At 47.0% G+C, this 15,448-nt stretch carries 18 protein-coding genes; 12 read left to right on the plus strand and 6 right to left on the minus strand.

All coding sequences use genetic code 11. The features are described from left to right. The first annotated feature begins 36 nt into the window (after positions 1–36). From GWK48_RS03090 to GWK48_RS03145, 12 genes are read left to right on the plus strand one after another with little or no spacing between them, the layout of a single operon-like run. Positions 37–339 carry a V-type ATP synthase subunit F gene (locus GWK48_RS03090; RefSeq protein WP_174629490.1) on the plus strand — a complete coding sequence of 101 codons (303 nt, stop codon included), beginning with the start codon at positions 37–39 and terminating at the stop codon, positions 337–339. A 6-nt stretch (positions 340–345) separates the two neighbouring features. Then, positions 346–924, plus strand: a complete 579-nt coding sequence (locus tag GWK48_RS03095) for a V-type ATP synthase subunit E (RefSeq protein ID WP_174629492.1) — start codon at positions 346–348, stop codon at positions 922–924. Then, on the plus strand, positions 924–2,699 hold the full coding sequence (locus GWK48_RS03100; protein WP_174629493.1) for an ATP synthase subunit A: 1,776 nt from the start codon (positions 924–926) through the stop codon (positions 2,697–2,699). The genes GWK48_RS03095 and GWK48_RS03100 overlap by 1 nt, the downstream gene beginning before the upstream one ends. Next, entirely contained in the window at positions 2,699–4,099 is a 1,401-nt protein-coding gene (locus GWK48_RS03105) for a V-type ATP synthase subunit B (protein ID WP_174629495.1), read from the plus strand. The genes GWK48_RS03100 and GWK48_RS03105 overlap by 1 nt, the downstream gene beginning before the upstream one ends. Next, entirely contained in the window at positions 4,096–4,737 is a 642-nt protein-coding gene (locus GWK48_RS03110; RefSeq protein ID WP_174629497.1) for a V-type ATP synthase subunit D, read from the plus strand. Before GWK48_RS03105 ends, GWK48_RS03110 begins: the two co-directional genes overlap by 4 nt. Continuing rightward, positions 4,727–4,885 (plus strand): hypothetical protein, encoded by a 159-nt coding sequence (locus GWK48_RS03115; protein ID WP_174629499.1) that lies wholly within the window; start codon positions 4,727–4,729, stop codon positions 4,883–4,885. The genes GWK48_RS03110 and GWK48_RS03115 overlap by 11 nt, the downstream gene beginning before the upstream one ends. Positions 4,886–4,923: 38 nt before the next feature. Then, positions 4,924–5,223, plus strand: coding sequence for an ATP synthase subunit c family protein (locus GWK48_RS03120; protein WP_174632471.1), 300 nt, complete (start codon positions 4,924–4,926; stop codon positions 5,221–5,223). Between the two features lie 44 nt (positions 5,224–5,267). Further along, entirely contained in the window at positions 5,268–6,710 is a 1,443-nt protein-coding gene (proS, locus tag GWK48_RS03125) for a proline--tRNA ligase (RefSeq protein ID WP_174629501.1), read from the plus strand. A 34-nt stretch (positions 6,711–6,744) separates the two neighbouring features. Continuing rightward, positions 6,745–7,032 carry a 30S ribosomal protein S26e gene (locus GWK48_RS03130; RefSeq protein WP_174629503.1) on the plus strand — a complete coding sequence of 96 codons (288 nt, stop codon included), beginning with the start codon at positions 6,745–6,747 and terminating at the stop codon, positions 7,030–7,032. A 45-nt stretch (positions 7,033–7,077) separates the two neighbouring features. After that, positions 7,078–8,088, plus strand: coding sequence for a pyridoxal 5'-phosphate synthase lyase subunit PdxS (gene pdxS / locus GWK48_RS03135; protein WP_174629505.1), 1,011 nt, complete (start codon positions 7,078–7,080; stop codon positions 8,086–8,088). Further along, positions 8,085–8,681, plus strand: a complete 597-nt coding sequence (gene pdxT, locus GWK48_RS03140) for a pyridoxal 5'-phosphate synthase glutaminase subunit PdxT (RefSeq protein ID WP_174629507.1) — start codon at positions 8,085–8,087, stop codon at positions 8,679–8,681. Before pdxS ends, pdxT begins: the two co-directional genes overlap by 4 nt. 50 nt (positions 8,682–8,731) lie before the next feature. After that, complete coding sequence (locus tag GWK48_RS03145; protein ID WP_246263884.1) at positions 8,732–10,249, plus strand: holliday junction branch migration ATPase PINA; 1,518 nt, start codon at positions 8,732–8,734, stop codon at positions 10,247–10,249. Here GWK48_RS03145 and hjc read toward each other — a convergent pair. The 6 genes from hjc to GWK48_RS03175 all read right to left on the minus strand — a co-directional run bounded on the left by hjc (position 10,246) and on the right by GWK48_RS03175 (position 15,423). Continuing rightward, positions 10,246–10,677, minus strand: a complete 432-nt coding sequence (gene hjc, locus GWK48_RS03150; RefSeq protein ID WP_174632475.1) for a Holliday junction resolvase Hjc — start codon at positions 10,675–10,677, stop codon at positions 10,246–10,248. The two genes, GWK48_RS03145 and hjc, sit on opposite strands and share 4 nt — an antisense overlap. Positions 10,678–10,829: 152 nt before the next feature. Further along, positions 10,830–11,837: a ketol-acid reductoisomerase gene (gene ilvC, locus GWK48_RS03155; RefSeq protein WP_174629509.1), complete on the minus strand. Its 1,008-nt coding sequence runs from the start codon at positions 11,835–11,837 to the stop codon at positions 10,830–10,832. After that, on the minus strand, positions 11,806–12,192 hold the full coding sequence (locus tag GWK48_RS03160) for an ACT domain-containing protein (protein WP_174629511.1): 387 nt from the start codon (positions 12,190–12,192) through the stop codon (positions 11,806–11,808). The genes ilvC and GWK48_RS03160 overlap by 32 nt, the downstream gene beginning before the upstream one ends. Next, positions 12,170–13,888 carry an acetolactate synthase large subunit gene (locus GWK48_RS03165; RefSeq protein ID WP_174629513.1) on the minus strand — a complete coding sequence of 573 codons (1,719 nt, stop codon included), beginning with the start codon at positions 13,886–13,888 and terminating at the stop codon, positions 12,170–12,172. The genes GWK48_RS03160 and GWK48_RS03165 overlap by 23 nt, the downstream gene beginning before the upstream one ends. A gap of 280 nt (positions 13,889–14,168) precedes the next feature. After that, a complete protein-coding gene (locus GWK48_RS03170; protein ID WP_174629515.1) occupies positions 14,169–14,648 on the minus strand; it encodes a magnesium-dependent phosphatase-1 in 480 nt (159 codons plus the stop codon). Beyond that, a complete protein-coding gene (locus GWK48_RS03175) occupies positions 14,626–15,423 on the minus strand; it encodes a GTPase (RefSeq protein WP_174629522.1) in 798 nt (265 codons plus the stop codon). The genes GWK48_RS03170 and GWK48_RS03175 overlap by 23 nt, the downstream gene beginning before the upstream one ends. Positions 15,424–15,448 lie beyond the last annotated feature (25 nt).

The raw sequence follows: 15,448 nt of genomic DNA on the forward strand, positions 1-15,448 counted from the left end.
TAAAAATATTTAATCCTCATAACAAATGAGGTCAGTATGGGTAAAATTCTTTTAATCGGTGATAGGTACACGGTTTCCCTTTTTAGGACAATGGGGGCTGAGGGAAAAGTCATTGAGGATCCTTTCGCTCTGGAAAAGGAGATAGAGACAGCAAAGAAAAGGGAAGACCTAGACCTCGTTTTGATAACGAGGGACCTCTACGAACCAGTGAGGGAGAAGTTAGACGGGGTGATCTCAACGCAGACTAAGCCTCTGGTGACAATAATCCCTTCACCTTTCTCTGAGTCGAAGCCTGTTGACGTGAGGAAGATGGTTTTAAAGGCTTTGGGGTTTGGGTGATAGTAAATGGTCTCTATAGAGGAATTAATGGAGCAGGTAGCCCAATCTGAGATAGAAGTGATAAAGGCAGAGCTCTCAAAGGCACTGCAGGAGTCCCTAAGAGTCGTACAGGACAGGTATGAACAAGCGGTTACAACTTACACGTCAAAGATTAACGAGATGGTTTCCCAAGCCAAGGAGGAGGTTGAAGGTGAAAGGGCAAAGTTAGACATAGAGAGTAAGAGAGCAATACTGAGCGAGAAGAATTACTGGCTCAACGTCGTCTATGAGAGGACGCTTAAGTCCCTAAACAAGGTCAAGAACTCAGACAAGTACGTCAAGGGACTCGAAGAAGTGTTAAAGAGGGAAGCTAGGGAGAACTCAGTAATTTTCTGTTCCCCAGACGAGGAGGAGGTAGTCAGAAAACTGGTCAAAAACCTGAAATTGAAGGTAGAGGTGAAGGTGGAGCAGAGAATGATAGGGGGCGTTAAGGTTCAGTACTCAGACGTAGGTTTGGTAAGGGACTATTCCCTTAATTTAATCTTGGATCAAGTTTTTGAGTCTCTAAAACCAAGAATAGCTGAGATTCTATTTGGTGAGATGTGATGGCACAAGGAAAAGTAGCCAGAGTTAACGGTCCCTTAGTTGTAGCTGAGGGGATGAAAGACGCTCAAATGTTTGAAGTGGTTGAGGTAGGAGAACCTAGGCTAGTCGGAGAGATAACTAGGATAGAGGGGGACAGAGCTTACATTCAGGTGTATGAGGACACAAGCGGTATAAGACCTGGAGAGCCAGTATACGGTAGCGGAGCCCCCCTCTCAGTGGAGCTGGGACCTGGACTTCTAGGGCAGCTTTTTGATGGTCTGCTTAGACCCTTGGGAGAGATAAGAGACGTTACTAAGTCGCCCTTCGTTAAAAGGGGCGTCAAGCTTCCTAGCCTAAATAGACAGAAGAAGTGGCACTTTGTGCCCAAGGTCAAGTCAGGGGACAAGGTGGAGGGTGGCGATATCATAGGAACTGTCCAGGAGACAGGTCTAGTAGAACACAGGATACTGGTGCCACCCTATTATAGGGGAAAGGTCAAGGAAATAGTCCCTGAGGGAGATTACACTGTTGAGGATAAAGTAGCTGTTGTGGATATGGAGGGTGACGAGATTCCTTTGGCAATGATGCAGAGGTGGCCGGTGAGAGTTCCAAGGCCTTTCAAGGAGAAGTTGGACCCCAGTGAACCCCTTTTAACGGGGATAAGGATTTTGGATACAATATTTCCCATAGCCAAGGGAGGTACAGCAGCTATACCTGGTCCCTTCGGGAGTGGAAAGACAGTGACCCTCCAGAGCTTGGCTAAGTGGAGCGCTGCAAAGATAGTCATTTTCGTAGGATGCGGGGAGAGAGGGAACGAGATGACAGACGAATTGAGAAGCTTCCCCAAGCTGAAGGATCCATGGACAGGCAGGCCCTTGCTAGAGAGGACAGTCCTAGTTGCCAATACCAGCAACATGCCTGTAGCTGCGAGGGAGGCTAGCATATACGTCGGTGTGACCCTAGCTGAGTACTTCAGGGATCAGGGTTATGACGTGCTAGCTGTCGCTGATTCAACCTCCAGGTGGGCTGAAGCCCTTAGGGACCTAGGAGGAAGAATGGAAGAGATGCCGGCGGAGGAAGGGTTCCCCAGTTATCTGTCCTCCAGGATTGCAGAGTATTATGAAAGGGCAGGTAGGGTAAGATCTCTTGGTAAGGAGAACCGATACGGGTCAGTTACCTTAGCTTCCGCTGTCTCACCTCCAGGAGGCGATTTCACGGAACCAGTCACTAGTACAACCCTGAGATTCGTAAGGGTCTTCTGGCCATTAGACGTGTCCCTGGCTCAAGCTAGGCACTATCCTGCGATTAATTGGCTGCAGGGGTTCTCCTCTTACGTGGACTTGGTATCTGACTGGTGGAACAAGAACGCTGACGCGGACTGGAGGAGAATAAGGGACTTCATGGTCAGGACTCTCATAAGGGAAGACGAGCTTAGGCAAATAGTGAGGCTGGTAGGTCCCGAGTCCTTAGCGGAGAAGGATAAGCTTGCCTTAGAGACCAGTAGGCTGATAAAGGAGGCATTCCTAAAACAGAACGCCTATGACGATATCGACGCGTTCTCATCGCCACAGAAGCAAGTCAGGATCATGAAGCTGATTTACCACTTCAACGAGTATTCCACTAAGGCAGTCGAGAGGGGGATACCAGTGAAAAAGATAAGCGAGAAGATAACTATTCTTCCGGATATCATAAGATCCAAGGCTACTATAAAGAACGACGAACTACAGAAATACGACGAACTTGAGAATAAGTTAAAAGCGCAATTTGACGAGCTTTTAAAGGAGGTTGGTGCTTAATGGAAACTTCCATGAACGTCAGGGAGTACTCCAACATATCCATGATAAAGGGTCCCCTCCTCGTGGTGCAGGGGGTCGCTGACTCAGCTTATAACGAGCTAGTTGAGGTCGAATTACCCAATGGGGAGAAGAGAAGGGGGATAGTGGTCGACTCTCAGAAAGGTGTCTCAATAGTTCAGGTCTTCGAAGGGACAAGGGGAATATCCCCTACAGGGACTAGGGTAAGGTACCTCGGAAGGGGTCTAGAGGTAAAGATATCTGAAGAAATGCTGGGGAGGATATTCAATCCGCTGGGTGACCCACTGGACAACGGGCCCATGGTAATCAAGGGTGAGAAAAGGGACATCAATGGAGAGGCAATAAACCCAGCCGTCAGGGACTACCCTGAGGAGTTCATCCAGACGGGTATATCGGCAATAGATGGTCTCAATTCTCTGCTTAGGGGTCAGAAGTTGCCCATATTCAGCGGGAGCGGTCTACCAGCCAACATTTTAGCTGCGCAGATTGCAAAGCAGGCTACTGTGAGGGGAGAGGAGAGCAACTTCGCAGTGGTCTTCGGTGCTATAGGGGTCAGATACGACGAGGCTTTATTCTTCAAGAAATTCTTCGAAGAGACTGGAGCAATAAACAGGGTCGCCTTAATTATGAGCCTGGCCAACGAGCCTCCAGTTATGAAAACTCTCACACCGAAGACAGCTCTCACTCTGGCTGAGTATTTGGCTTTTGAGCAGGATATGCACGTCCTAGCTATACTCATAGACATGACCAACTACTGTGAGGCACTTAGGGAAATCAGCGCCTCTAAGGAGGAGGTTCCAGGAAGGGGAGGATACCCAGGTTACATGTACACTGACCTAGCCCAGACGTATGAGAGGGCAGGGAAAGTTGTTGGAAAGAAAGGCTCCATAACCCAAATGCCCATACTGACTATGCCGAATGACGACATTACCCATCCGATACCGGACCTAACTGGTTACATAACTGAGGGTCAGATCACGCTAGACAGAAGCCTTTATAACAAGGGTATTTATCCACCCATAAACGTGCTCATGAGCCTTTCAAGGTTAGCAAAGGATGGTATAGGTGAAGGGAAGACCAGGGACGATCACAAGGACGTGTCCAACCAACTCTTCGCAGCGTACGCCAAGGCAGTAGATACGAGAGGTTTAGCAGCGATCATAGGTGAGGACAGTCTCTCTGAAACTGACAGGAAGTATTTAATGTTCGGTGATGCCTTTGAGAGGAAGTTCGTCGCTCAAGGAGTCAATGAGAATAGGGACATCGAGACTACTCTTGACATTGGATGGGACGTGCTATCCATTTTGCCTGAGAGGGAGCTCACTAACATCAAAGTGGACTTCATCAAGAAATATCACCCCGCGTACCGTGGTAAGAAATGAGCTCAAGGAAAGTACTTCCCACAAAGATTAACCTAATTAGCATGAGGAACCAGCTTAAGCTGATTAGGGTAATCAAGAGGCTGCTGGAAAACAAGAGGGAAGTACTACTGATATATCTCAGGACTTACATCAGTGAGTACGAACAGATGTACAACGAAGTCAATAAGTCGCTAGGACAGGTTTACGACAGGTTCATGAGGGCGGTAGTGGACGAGGGAATAGGGAGCATTGAAAACATAGCCTACTCCCAGGCCGATTCCCTTCAATTGAGGACTTCCACAAGGGTGATATTCGGGGTGAAAATACCCGTGACGGAGATGTTGGAGAGCTCCATCCCGCCTAAACCGTTCAGCGAAGTTGAAACTTCCCCGTATCTCTCTGAAGCTTACGACCAGATGAAAGAAACACTAGTGAAGGTTATCAAGCTAGTTGAGCTTGAATCCACTATCAGGTCCCTAGTCTCAGAACTTAGAAAAACCCAAAGGCTTATCAATGCTATAGACACTTCAATCCTACCGTTTTACAACGGGTCTGTCAAATACATACGTTCCATACTCAACGACAGGAGCAGGGAGGAATTCGTAAGACTTAAAGTTACTAGAAGAATATTGCAGAGGAGGAGAGAACGTGGAAGCTAAGCCATTTATTAATAATCTTGTAAAAAAATTAGATCAGACTAAGATGAGCGTTGAGGAGCAGTTAAATAAAGAATATCAGTCCATTATCGAGAGCAAGAGGAACTCCATCGAAGAGATCAGGAGAAAGGCTTTAAAGGAACTGTCATAGTAGAGAGTGGTGGATTTAACATGGAGTATACAAAGAGAATGAAATATATGGTTCTCCTTCTTCCAATTTTAATAAGTTCTGCAATAGCGTTTGCCCAAACTCCCCCATCGGAGACTTCAACTGGCTTTTCTGGAATTAATATAGGTGCCGGGTTAGCTGTAGGTCTTGCCGCAATTGGTGCAGGAATGGCAGTCGGAATGGCAGCTGCAGCAGGTATTGGCGTGCTGACAGAGAGAAGGGATATGTTCGGTACAGTACTAATCTTCGTCGCAATTGGGGAAGGAATAGCGGTATATGGTATCCTGTTCGCGGTGCTAATGCTGTTCGGAAAGTTCTAAAAAACCCCAAATTTTTTAGTCCTGATTTTTTGCTTTGTTTCCCAATGAAGATAAGCAGGGAGAAGTGGAGCCAAAATTTTAGCCAATGGTTTGATTGGGTACTCTCCCAGGCGGAGTTTTACGATTATGGTAGGTACCCAGTCAAGGGCACTGGAGTCTGGATGCCCTACGGATTTAAGTTAAGGCAAAACGTCATTGACCTATTGAGGTCTTTGCTAGACCAGACGGGACATGAGGAACTCCTCTTTCCACTCCTAATACCGGAGGGTCTTCTCAAGAAAGAGTCGGAGCACATCAGGGGCTTTGAAAGAGAGGTTTTCTGGGTGACGCAGGGAGGAGAGGAGAAGCTAGAGGAGAGGTTCGCCCTGAGGCCGACCTCTGAAGTATCCATAACCTTTATGGAGTCGCTTTGGATAAAGGGCTACACTCAGCTCCCTAGGAAGTTCTACCAAATAGTGAGCGTCTTCAGGTATGAGACAAAGGCGACGAGGCCTTTAATAAGGGTGAGGGAGCTAACGACGTTCAAGGAGGCGCACACACTGCACGAAACCTACGATGACGCAGCTAGGCAGGTAAATGAAGCCGTGGAGATATATTCCAAGTTTTTTGATGCTCTGGGCATCCCGTACTTAATTTCCAAAAGACCGGAGTGGGACAAGTTCGCTGGGGCTGAGTATACCATTGCTCTGGATACCATAATGCCTGACGGCAGGGCACTTCAGATAGGGACAGCCCACCACCTTGGGCAACACTTCACTAAAGCCATGGACTATAAGGTTCAACGGGCTGACGGCTCTCTGGACTACCCCCATCAGACCAGCTACGGTGTATCGGACAGGGTTATAGCCACGGTAATCTCCATAAATGGAGACGACCATGGTCCTATCCTCCCTCCTTTAGTGGCACCAATTGAGGTAGTAATCATCCCAATCCCAGCTAAAAATCCTGAAGATGATCAGAGGGTGCTAAGCTACGCAAAGGAAGTGCTGAGCATGTTAAGGTCTAGTGGAGTTAGGGCAACCCTTGATGACTCCAAGGACAAGACACCAGGTGAGAAGTACTACGTATGGGAGCTGAAGGGTGTCCCCATAAGGATAGAAATAGGGATGAGGGAGGTGACGTCTGGGACGGTCTTTTTGAAGAGAAGAGATACCTTAGAAAGCAAGGTTGTTGGTAGGGAGGGCGTTGTTGAAGAAATCAGAGAGCTGGAACGGAGAATGAGTGAGGATTTGAAGGCTAGGGCCTGGAAAGAGTTTAGGGAGAAAGTGAGGGCGTTTGACTCTTTGGACGACGTTAAGAAGTTTTTGGAGACCAGGGGAGGAATAGCGGAAGTGAGATGGTGCGGTTCTGAGTCCTGCGGTCTGAAGATTGAGGAGGAGACCAACAGCCGAGTACTAGGTGCCCCATTAGAACCTACAGGCGGAGGAAATTGTGTGGTCTGCGGAAAACCAGCGTCAAATTCACTTCGAATAGCAAAAACTTATTAGAGATGGAAACTAGAGTTGAGAAGGTGCTAAAGTATTGCCTAAAAAGCGAGAGAACAGAGGCAGAAGGAAGGGTGATAAAGGTCACGTAGGTTACGTTATGTGTGATAACTGTGGTGCCAGGGTACCAGAGGATAAGGCAATATGCGTGACTAGGAGCTACAGCCCCGTTGACGCCTCTCTAGCCAATGAGTTAGAGAAGAAAGGGGCCATAATAACTAGGTATCCAGTGACTAAGTGTTACTGCGTTAACTGCGCTGTTCACTTTGGTTTAGTTAAGATCAGGGCTGAAAATGAGAGGAAGTCTAGGGCAAAAATATTCTAGCCCCAGAACCTAAGTTTTTAAATTGGTTAGATCTTTTTATGACATATGAGGCTTTACGAACTATCATTCAATGAGATAGAGGAGTTCTTCTACAAATTAGCCGAACTGAAGGACACCCTAAAGCACGAGGGTTTCCTCTCCTTTTACCCAAGTCCAGTTAACTCCGATATAGCTCAAGGTACCGCCAGGGTTAAGCATGCGTTTCCCATTTTCCAAAAGGGGGGAGTGGTCATGGACGTTACCAACGTGGATCAGGCGGGTATAGCTGAGGAAGCGGGCGCGGTCTCCGTAATGGTTCTAGACAAACTCCCATATGACGTAAGGAAGGCAGGAGGGGTCGCTAGAATGGCTGACCCAAAGATCATAGAAGAAGTGATGGGGTCAATAACCATACCAGTCATGGCGAAGGTAAGGATAGGCCACATATATGAGGCTAAGGTTCTCGAGGCCCTGGGAGTGGACATGATAGACGAGAGCGAAGTTTTGACACCGGCAGATGAGGAACACCACATAAATAAGTGGGAGTTCAAGGTTCCTTTCGTAAACGGTGCCAGAAACTTAGGCGAAGCCTTGAGAAGGATTTCAGAGGGAGCCTCCATGATAAGAACCAAGGGGGAACCAGGGACTGGAAACGTTAGTGAGGCCGTTAAACACATGAAGATAGTGAACCAGGAACTGAGGTCGTTGATATCCATGAACCCGGAGGACAGGGTAAAGAAAGCCAGGGAGTTCCAGGTTCCCTACGAGATAGTCGAGCTCACAGCAAAGTATGCTAGACTGCCAGTTGTTAATTTCGCTGCAGGAGGTATAGCGACCCCTGCGGACGCAGCCCTCATGATGTGGTTGGGGTCAGATGGTATATTTGTAGGCTCAGGGATATTCAAAAGCCAGGACTCACTAGAGAGGGCTAAGGCTGTTGTTCTCGCTACTGCAGGTTGGGAGGAACCTGAAATAGTACTGGAAGCTCAGAAAATGATCAGCGAACACAAGTCCATGATGGGAATAGACATTAAGAGCTTGAAGCCCGAGGAAATGATGCAGGTGAGAGGGACGTGAGAATAGGCGTAGTTGCATACCAAGGTAGTTTTGAAGAGCACGCGCTTGCGGTTAAAAGAGTCTTTGAGAAGATAGGTAAGGGGGAAGTTATCCCAGTAAAGAGACCGAAGGATTTAGACGTAGATGCCCTGATAATCCCTGGAGGAGAAAGCACGACAATAGGTCAGGTGGCCCAGAGAATGGGACTCCTGGAACCACTTAGGGAGAAAGTAATTCAGGGGATTCCAGTATTGGGTACATGTGCAGGGGCCATAATGTTATCTAAGGACGTAATTGACGCTAAGGTTGGTAAGAAGAGCCAACCACTCATAGGGGTAATGGACTCAGCCGTGGTGAGGAACTACTATGGGAGGCAAAGGGAGAGCTTTGAGGCAACGCTAGACTTGAGCGAAATTGAGGGTGGAAAGGAACGGTTCGTGTTCATAAGAGCTCCGGCCATTACCAAGGTATGGGGAAAGGCTAAGCCTCTAGCTTCTTTGAATGAGGTGATTGTAATGGCAGAGGAGAATCAAATCCTAGCTACGACCTTCCATCCTGAGCTTTCAGGCTCAACAACGATTCACGAATACTTTGTTCGGATGGTAAAGAAGTAAAGGATTTTTTACTCAGTATAGTTAAAGAGAACCTGAAGGGGAACCAACTTTTGCCTAACGAATTTTTGATAGATAAGAGTTCTCTGCTCCAGGGCATATCTAGATATGTAGAGAAAAATATAGTGAACGGAACCTTCTTGATTCACAGATCTCTTATCAGGCAATTGGAGCAGGAGTCGAAACAGGGCTTAGTTACAGGAGACATTGCCCTGGAAGAGATAAACCAGTTAAAGAACCTCTCTGAGAGATTCCTATTCGCGGTTGAACTCGTGGGGAGGGACTCGGATAACACGGAGCAAGAACTACGGAATTATTGCCTGGAAAGGGGTTGTACCCTGCTGACTGCAGATGAGCTCCAGAGGAAGATTAGCGAGATGTTGGGTATAAACACAATGTTCCTGGAACCTCTTCCGGAACCCCTTTCCATAGAGAGGTACTTTGACGAGAACACCATGAGCGTTCATTTGAAAGAGGATGCATTGCCAAAGGCCAAGAAGGGGAGACCTGGAAACTGGGAGTTCTCCGTGATTGGGGAAAAACCCATTGCTGGAGCTGAAATTAAGCAGATAGTCTCGGAGATCCTAAATTCAATTAGGTGGACCAAGGGTTCTTTCATTGAGATTGAGAGGAAAGGATCTACCATTGTTCAGCTAAGTAACTACAGGATTGTAATCACCAGGCCACCACTATCTGATGGCTGGGAGATAACGGTCACTAGACCTGTAGCTAGAAAGAGGCTGGAGGAATACTCGCTTAATCCAGAGTTGGTCTCGAGGTTGGAACAGAGGGCAGAGGGAATACTGATCGCTGGATCCCCTGGGATGGGAAAGACTACATTTGCTCAGGCATTGGCTGAATACTACATGAAGATGGGGAAGATAGTCAAGACCATAGAGTCTCCAAGGGATATGCATTTACCTCCTGATATTACTCAATACTCCAAGAACTATGCAGAAATTGGAGAACTCCACGATATACTACTGCTTAGCAGACCAGACTACACTGTCTACGACGAGATGAGGAACGACGAGGACTTCAGGCTTTACATAGACCTTAGGCTTGCAGGGATAGGGATGATAGGCGTGGTTCACGCTACTACAGCCATAGATGCAATACACAGATTCCTAAGCAGGGTAGATCTGGGAACCATACCAGGGATACTCGATACTGTACTCTTTATTAACAAGGGAACAGTTGAGAAAGTTTACAGTCTGGAAATGACCGTAAAGGTTCCTGAGGGGCTCAGAGAGGCTGATTTAGCCAGACCTGTAGTTCAGATAAAGGACTTCCTCAACGATAAGGTTGAGTATGAAATATACGTCTTCGGGGAGCAGACCATGATCGTACCAGTTGGAAAGTTAAGTATAAACACCGTTGAGAACAGGATAACTAGGGCTATTTCGGGAGTCATTCCAAACGCAGCGGTTAAGAAGGAGAACGGGGAATACGTTGTTGAGATTCCCAGGGAAGGGATCGCAAGCTTCAACAGGAAGATTAACTCTAAGTTAAGGAGACTCGAGAAAAAGCATGGAGTCAAGATAAGGGTCAAGCTACAAGATAAGGACTAGAGGAAGGAGTCCAGGGTTTTGCTAAATTTAGCCTCCACATATCTAATTAGTGCGTCCAAGTCCTTCCCATTTTCAATAGCTTCCCTGGAAATCACGTAATTTCCACCTTCCGTCTTTTTAAGCTCGTTAAAGGAAACAAACTTCAGAGACCTGGGGTTCTTAACCGCCACGAATAGCTCACCGCCACTCTTTCTAGAGAACTCCATAATTCCCTCAGCCTGTTCCCTGGTCAAGTATACGTTCCCCTTTGACTTTCTGCTCTTGACCTCAATGAGCAGGATTACTCCCTCCTTCATGGCTACTATATCTGGGGCAGGATCCTTCCTCTTGCTCCCACTCGCAGGCGACCTTATGACAGCGAAACCCTTGTTCCTCAAGAGCGAGAGCACGTATCTCTCCACATCTGACCCTCTGCTCTTCCTACTCATGTCACTCACATGGAATTACAAATTGCTATTATTAATTCAACTTTAAACGTTAGGGCTGGCTGAGCTTTAATGGGTTTTTCCTTAAAAATCGCTTATACCAGGATTAGGAGAGTTTATCCAAAAAAGTCTCTCAATGTAAAATTAAAAAAGGACTAGGCCTTAGGCTTACCCCTCTCTATGATCTCCTTTAGTCTTCTTCCTGTTTGCTCTTCCATGCTCTTATCCATATCTTCCATGCCCTTCTGTAAAGTTGGGCTTCCCCTTCCGTACTCCTCTATCCACTCCTCAGCGAATTTACCGCTTCTCACCTTTTCCGCAGCCTCCCTGATCCTCCTCCTTGTCTCCTCATTTATAACATGTTTACCTACGGTAAATCCTCCATACTTAGCAGTATCCGATACAGCCCTTAACATTCCCATAAAGCCCTTATCGTAGATTAAGTCCACTATCATCTTCAGCTCGTTAATAGTTTCGAAATAAGCTACCTCGGGTTGGTATCCCATTTCCACTAAAGTTTCGAAGGCTGACTTCATCAACTCCATAACCCCTCCCACCAGTATTGTCTGCTCTCCAATGAGATCGGTCTCCGTCTCCTCCTTGAAGGTAGTCTCGATGGCACCTGCCCTAGTCCCTCCCAGACCCTTGGCTATCGCAAGGGCTTTCTCCATGGCTTTCCCTGAGTAGTTTTGGTGAACTGCAACAAGTACCGGGACTCCACCTCCTTTGGTGTAGAAATCCCTCACAATTGGCCCAGGACCCTTGGGCGCCACCATGTAAACATCAACGTTCTTTGGAGGCTCTATTAACCTATAATGTATGTTAAAACCGTGTGCGAATACCAAGTCCATCCCTTCCCTCAGGTAGGGTTGCACTCTTTCTCGATAAACTAATCTCTGGGCCATATCAGGCACCAAGAATATTACCACGTCTGCCTTCTTCACCGCGTCCTCGGTTTTCTCTGGCTTGAACCCATCAGCTGTAGCCTGATCCCAGCTCTTTCCCTGTCTCTCTAATCCCACGGTCACGTTGAGACCTGAATCCCTTAAGTTTAGGGCCCAGGCCCTCCCTTGACTGCCGTAACCTAGCACGGCTATTTTCTTTCCTTTAATTATATCTAGAGTTACATCTTTATCTGTATATATTTTTGCTATACGACTCACCCCAACTGTAACCTGTAACCTTTGAATAAACTGGTACAAAAACGATTATCTTGTTCTCACCCTCCCCATCTACGATTTTGCCCTCGTTGTCAAAGGCGTAAGTCACTACCTTACCGTCCTCTAAAATTTCGACCTTCTCTACGTCCACTAGCTTGCTCAGATTCAAAATGGCAAGTTGAGTGTTCTTCCCCTCTCTAATCCCCAAGTAAACCTCATAAAGTCCGTCATCGCTCACTCTCCTAGCGTTTATCCAGTCAACGTCTACCCAAAGCTTCCTTAAGGTACCCATGATCCTCTCCAGGAAGCCTGGGTCCCTATAGTGCCCAGATATTCTAAGTAGCCTTTCTTGGGTCACGCACTATCACCTGTTTAAGTTTTCCCCCAGGGGGTAACGTTGGCAAGGCGAGCTCTTCCTTGTCTATTGGCACCCTCACCACCGCAGGGATGTTTTCCTTTATTGCAGTCTTTATGGACCTCTCAATCTCATCGTAACTTGTTGCGTTGAAGCCTAAAGCTCCAAAGGCCTCGGCGAACTTCACGAAGTCCGGAGATGGTCCGTAATCAACTCCCACAACTCTTCTGCTCTGGAATAGATCCTGGACCTGTCTCACTAACCCTAGGGTCCTGTTGTCAAATATGACCGATATGATTGGAATGTGTTCGTCCACTGCGGTTGCTAAATTGTTAGCAGTCATTAAAAAGGATCCATCCCCGTCCAGATCCACAACAACCTTATCTGGTCTAGCCATCTTAGCTCCCATGGCAGCAGGTAACCCGAAGCCCATGGTACCCATACCAGTGGAGGATAGAAACGTCCTAGGTTCCAACACTTCCCAGAACACCTCAGACCACATCTGGTGCTGCCCCACTCCTGTAGTGACAATGGAATCCCTTGGAATAGCGTTCCTAATTGTCTTCAGGATCTTCCAAGGTTTAAGCTTACCGTCCTCCTCATGGTAGTAGAACTGAGCGTAGTATTCCCTAAGTTCCTTCGCCCTTTTAACCCAGGCGGAGTTGTCCTTTTTCCTTCCCAAGGCCTTCACGGCGTTAATTATCTCTCTCAAGAGGATCTTAGCGTCTCCATAAAGAGGTACGTCAACCTTAAATGCCCTCTCGCTGTCCGTGGGGTCTATATTTATCATGATAAACTTCTTCCTGGTTTCGATCATCTCGTCATAGGACGTGAAGGTTCTGTCGCTAAGCCTAGCTCCTACTATAAACATTGCGTCTGACTCTAAGGCCGCCATGGAAGCCTCTGCCCTTCCGTAATAGCCCATTGCACCTAGGAAAAGTGGATGGTCGTGGGGGATGGCTGATTTACCAGGTAAAGTCGAGACCATTGGTATGGTCAAAAGTTCTGAGAGCTCTAAGATCTCCGGCGTAGCGTTGGACCAGACCGCTCCTGTTCCGGCTAGTATGATTGGCCTCTCCGCCTCTATTAGTATCTCCGCTGCCTTCTTTATTTTCACTGGGTCAATTAAGGTCCTGAATGGTCTGTATCCCTTCACTTCAGGTTTCTCGGGCCACTTCACGTCATCTATCTTCTCTAGTTGAATATCCCTCGGTATGTCCACAACTACAGGTCCTGGTCTTCCAGTGGAAGCTATGTAGAAGGCGTTTTTTATCCAAACGGGTATCTCATATATGTTCTTAAGTTGGACTACGTATTTAGCAGCGTTTGCAAAGATGCCTGGTGTGTCAGCCTCTTGAAAAGCCATCTTACCTATCACTGATCTAACCACCTGTCCCGTTATGGCTACGACGGGTGAACTGTCCCAGTAGGCCGTCACCATTCCGGTAACTAAGTTGGTCGCGCCTGGTCCTGAAGTCGCGGTGCACACCCCAGGCCTACCTGAAGCCCTGGCATAGCCGTCTGCTGCGTGGACTGCCGCTTGTTCGTGTCTCATGAGGACGTGTCTAAGCTCCCCGTTCTGCAGGTCCTCCAGGAAAGCGTCGTATATGGGCATGTTAGTGAGCCCAGGTATACCGAAGAGTACGTTCACTCCTTCCCTTTTTAAAGAATCAACTACCAATCTAGATCCAGTAGGCATACAAAACCACCTTTATACAACTCGATACAACTAACGTGAAATTGCATGAAAACCTCAACTTTGGAAAAACTATCAGACTTGGAGGGTATGACCACCTATCATCTTTTTCACAAGTGTAGTGGAAAGAACCAAGGCTTTTAAACTTTATCATATAGTTTTTAATTCTAGTTGGTTTAGCCGTGAATGTTTAATCAGGCTAATTGGATGCCTAGTGATCTTTTAGAAGATCCTTTAAAAATGTTATGACATTTTTTGTAAATAATCTTCAAATACTTCAACTTTATACCTTAGAAATAATTTCTAAGTGGTCGCTTATATCCTTCCACATTTCCAAGCAGTTAACCTTACCTACGTAAATCCAGACGTTACCGAAATGGGCTCTCCTATCGTCTACAAATAAAATTTCCTCAGGTTTCAGGTTCAGATTCCTCTTCCTAAATTCCCTTATTATCTCGCTTATCATAACAAATTTGTAGGGATAGTCTCTAGACACGATTAGGTCAAAGTAGTCATAAAGTTCCAGTGCCTTGAGGACCTTGTCAGTCTTATGCGGGAAGTTCCATGTGGCCATGGCTAACCTCACCCCTCTCCTCCTCAGTTCCTCTAAGGTCTTCCTCACGTTAGGGAAGAGAGATAATGTTCTACCCTTGCTGTCTACGACAACGTCCCTACCAGCAAGGGTGAGAGGGTCTTGAAATTCAGAAATGTTGTAATGATCCCATAAAGTTTTGTCCGCATCAAATATTACTAGTTTTATCATCTTCGAAACCCTTTGGTTTAGTGTAGTAAACAATCTTACCCTCATGGAAGTCCCTTATAAGTTGTACTGCCGCCTGATCAACGTTAGGCTCCCTGTCCTTTCTGAATATCCAACCTCTCTTTAACGCTATCTTCTCTAAGAGGTCCAATGGGGTGGAGAACTCCGTACCGTAAGCCTGGGTGAGCGACCCCTTGTTGAACCTAGATATCCTTTCGATGAGTGCCATTGCCACTTTCAACGGGTCCTCAAGGTCTTCAGGCTTACTCCCCCTTATTGCTCGTTCTAGAGGGTCTCCATCAGGTGGGATGATGCCTGGGGTGTCTATAGCGTATATCCTGGAGTCTATTCTAACGATTTGGAGAGCTTTGGTGAATCCTGTACTCATGGGAACAGAAGAGGTTGACGCTGCGTGTCTCCCTTTTAGGACGTTGATCACCGAGGACTTTCCGGTTTTGGGGTAGCCAATAACCCCAACAACCCCTGTTCTCCCTCTCAGGGACTCCTTTATGACGTTCCTCAGGAACTTAGTCCCCTGGTGCTCCCTGCTGGATACGAAGACGCATTTAAACCCCTGCATCTCGTAAAAGTCCTTCCACCCCTTCAAGACGTCTAACGGGACCAGATCTCCTTTGTTTAAAACAAGGATGATAGGCTTACCACTTCCCTTCACGATCCTCTCAATCCTCCTTGACCTAGTCAGTTCTGGTTCCCTGGAATCTAGGACTTCCAGAATCACATCGGACCTCTTAATGACCGACTTTAGTATGCTCAGCATTTGCTTTATTTTGGATAAGCCAGAA

The organism is Metallosphaera tengchongensis, from assembly GCF_013343295.1.
Classification (GTDB): domain Archaea; phylum Thermoproteota; class Thermoprotei_A; order Sulfolobales; family Sulfolobaceae; genus Metallosphaera; species Metallosphaera tengchongensis.

Bases quoted from the DNA above. Each gene is read 5' to 3' on its own strand.
- GWK48_RS03110 (WP_174629497.1), top strand. From the start codon at position 4,096: ATGAGCTCAAGGAAAGTACTTCCCACAAAGATTAACCTAATTAGCATG.
- GWK48_RS03120 (WP_174632471.1), top strand. From the start codon at position 4,924: ATGAAATATATGGTTCTCCTTCTTCCAATTTTAATAAGTTCTGCAATA.
- GWK48_RS03175 (WP_174629522.1), bottom strand. From the start codon at position 15,423: ATGCTGAGCATACTAAAGTCGGTCATTAAGAGGTCCGATGTGATTCTG.
- GWK48_RS03170 (WP_174629515.1), bottom strand. From the start codon at position 14,648: ATGATAAAACTAGTAATATTTGATGCGGACAAAACTTTATGGGATCAT.
- proS (WP_174629501.1), top strand. From the start codon at position 5,268: ATGAAGATAAGCAGGGAGAAGTGGAGCCAAAATTTTAGCCAATGGTTT.
- GWK48_RS03095 (WP_174629492.1), top strand. From the start codon at position 346: ATGGTCTCTATAGAGGAATTAATGGAGCAGGTAGCCCAATCTGAGATA.
- pdxS (WP_174629505.1), top strand. From the start codon at position 7,078: ATGAGGCTTTACGAACTATCATTCAATGAGATAGAGGAGTTCTTCTAC.
- hjc (WP_174632475.1), bottom strand. From the start codon at position 10,677: ATGAGTAGGAAGAGCAGAGGGTCAGATGTGGAGAGATACGTGCTCTCG.
- GWK48_RS03100 (WP_174629493.1), top strand. From the start codon at position 924: ATGGCACAAGGAAAAGTAGCCAGAGTTAACGGTCCCTTAGTTGTAGCT.
- GWK48_RS03165 (WP_174629513.1), bottom strand. From the start codon at position 13,888: ATGCCTACTGGATCTAGATTGGTAGTTGATTCTTTAAAAAGGGAAGGA.
- GWK48_RS03090 (WP_174629490.1), top strand. From the start codon at position 37: ATGGGTAAAATTCTTTTAATCGGTGATAGGTACACGGTTTCCCTTTTT.
- GWK48_RS03105 (WP_174629495.1), top strand. From the start codon at position 2,699: ATGGAAACTTCCATGAACGTCAGGGAGTACTCCAACATATCCATGATA.